Genomic DNA, 2543 nt, shown 5'->3' with positions numbered 1-2543 from the left:
GTCACGAAATGTCGCCGCCATCATCGTGCGATTGCCGCACGCACGCTTCCCCGCTAGCGCCGCGCCCGATGGACGTGGATAGCTATCGGCTCTCAACCGGTTACCAGCCCGGCTCCCCGCGCGAGCGAGCGGTTTCGGCTACGCTGTCGATCGGAATCATCGTCATCGTGGTGCTGCTGGCGATCTACCAGGCGGTGGCCCCGCCGGCCTTCGTACCCAACAGCCGGACCGTCTCGTTCGACGTGGCATCGAACGATCCCAAGAAGGCGGCGAAGACCAGTCAGCCCAGGCCGAAGTCCCCGCAAGTCGCCACCAAGGCGCAAGAACGGCCCGTCAGCCGACCCAAGCCGCTGATCACGATCCAAAAGCAGGTCGAAAGCCCGGACGCGGACGACGGCATTCCCGGCCTCATCAAGCTGTCACGCGCGGACATGGCAGCATCCGATATCGGCAAGATGAAAGGCCGTACAAAGGGATCGACCAGTGATGGCCGCGGCAACGATTCCCGCCTGGCCCAAGGTCCGGGTGAGGGGCCGGGGGGCGTCACCTTGTACGATGCCGACTGGTATCGCCGCCCCACCGATGCCGAATTGGCAACGTACATGCCGCAGAAGGGCGGGCTGGAAGGCTGGGGTCTGATCGCTTGCCAAACGATCGATCGCTACCACGTGGACAACTGCCAGATCCTGGGTGAATCGCCGCGTGGTTCAGGGTTCGGGCGGGCTGTGCAGAACGCCGCCTGGCAATTCCTGGTGCGTCCGCCCCGGATCGACGACAAACCGCAAGTGGGGGCCTGGGTGCGGATCAGGATCGACTATACGGTAAACAAGGCGGGCTAAGACGCGCGGAGCGTCCTGTCCTTACCGCCGCCATACCCGCACCGAGGCCAGCGTGGCAATTTCAGGGATAATCCGCCACCTGCCCAACATTGTCGCGGCTCTCCAGCCACTCCAGCAGCGCCGCCATGCAATCCCGGCCCAATTGCGCGGACCGCTCGGGGCTCCATGCCTGGCGCGGGTCCGGCGCGTCGTCGTGATCCTTGAACGGCATCTCCAAGGTCATCGCCACGCATCCCCGGCCCGAGAAGCGCTCGGCCAGCTGGTTGGTGGACATCGTCAGGTTGCTCTTGCCAGGTGGCGCAACGGGGTATCCACGCTGCGTCTGAAAATCGGGCGTGCGCCGCTCCAGGATCGCGATGAAACGCCGGTAGCCTTCCGCCTGCTCTGAACGAAGCGAGGGAATGCCATCGAACCCGGCCATGAACACCGCGGGGATGGCCTCGTCCCCATGAACATCCATGGCGAAATCGACCCCGGTCTCGTCCATCGCTGTGCGTAGCGCGAGCACCTCGGGAGAGCGTTCGGCGCTGGGATCCAGCCACTCACGGTTGAGGTTCACGCCAGCAGCGTTGGTGCGCAGGTGCCCGCGCGCCGAACCATCGGGATTGGCATTGGGCACCAGATGCAGGCGACAGCGGCGACGCAATTCGCGCGCGACCGAACTGGCGGGATCGGCCAGCAATTCCAGCGCGCCTTCCATCCACCATTCGGCCATCGATTCGCCCGGGTGCTGCCGGGCGTAGAGCCACACTTGCAGTGGACCGTCGCCCACCTCCAGGCAATCGAGCGATCTGCCGTCCAGCGTCTGGCCCAGGGTGCGGTACAACACGCCCGGAGCGGAGGCGATTCGCGAAACCAGATCGTGATGCCGCTCCATCGAGTAGGGCGCGAAATAGGCGAACCAGGCCACGTCGCTGGTGGGCTTATAGCGGATCGTCAACGTGCCGCCCTCAAGGCTTTCGTCCCACGCGCAATCGGCGAGGCCCCAGAACCGGCGGTCTTCCGAAACACGCGCGCGATAGCCCGGCCACCCCATCGGGTAGGCAGAACCGTTGAGGCCGGTAATCTGCAAGGTCAGGGCCCGTCCGCGTGCGCCGGAAACGCGAAAGTGGAACCACTGCAGGAAACTGGAATCCTGATCCGGCCGAATTTTCAGGAGAGCCTCGTCCCCGAAGATCGAACGGACTTCGATATTGCCCGAATCGAAGGCGGAGGTGATCGCAATGTCACTCATGGGACGATGATCGTTTCGCCTGAGTTCCCGGGGAAGCTTTTGAACAATGCCTGCGCCATCTTGGCCGCGCCAAGCGACGTCTGAGCCAGAGGTGCCTTGGCGCTGACGCCAAATTGCGCGCGGCCTTCCCACAAGTTCTGATTGCTCCCGCGATCGCGGATGGCCACGCTGAGACGCGTGTTGACTTGCGCAGGTGGTGGACCGGAAAGGTTGATGCCAAGGCCCAGGCCCACGCCAGACCCGAAAGAGCCGGTGCCGCCGCCTACGCCCACCGAAACCGGACTGCCTCGGCGTTGGGGGGCCAGTGTCTCGCGATCGACGCTCAGCACCGCGATCTGGCTGGGCGCGAGACCGCCCGGCACGGCTTCGGCATAGCCTAGACGGGTCAATTCCCGGGCGATGGCGGCGGCGTACGTGCGATACTCGATCCCGGCACCATCCTGGCCCGGGGCCGGGTCTACACGGATCAC

General features: G+C 65.0%; 3 protein-coding genes. 1 reads left to right on the top strand and 2 read right to left on the bottom strand.

The window, feature by feature from the left end:
- Positions 1-839, top strand: an 839-nt coding sequence (locus ACHWRX_RS02140) for a hypothetical protein (protein WP_394657922.1), incomplete at its 5' end; no start/stop codon positions are given.
- 61 nt (positions 840-900) lie between these two features.
- Here ACHWRX_RS02140 and ACHWRX_RS02135 read toward each other — a convergent pair.
- Both ACHWRX_RS02135 and ACHWRX_RS02130 read right to left on the bottom strand, forming a co-directional pair.
- On the bottom strand, positions 901-2073 hold the full coding sequence (locus tag ACHWRX_RS02135; RefSeq protein WP_394657921.1) for a M14-type cytosolic carboxypeptidase: 1173 nt from the start codon (positions 2071-2073) through the stop codon (positions 901-903).
- Positions 2070-2543: DUF4136 domain-containing protein (locus ACHWRX_RS02130; protein WP_394657920.1), on the bottom strand; the 474-nt coding region annotated here is incomplete at its 5' end. The genes ACHWRX_RS02130 and ACHWRX_RS02135, both read right to left, overlap by 4 nt.

Source organism: uncultured Novosphingobium sp. (assembly GCF_964277725.1).
GTDB lineage: Bacteria > Pseudomonadota > Alphaproteobacteria > Sphingomonadales > Sphingomonadaceae > Novosphingobium > Novosphingobium fluoreni.
This window is presented reverse-complemented; position numbering and strand designations above follow the sequence as displayed.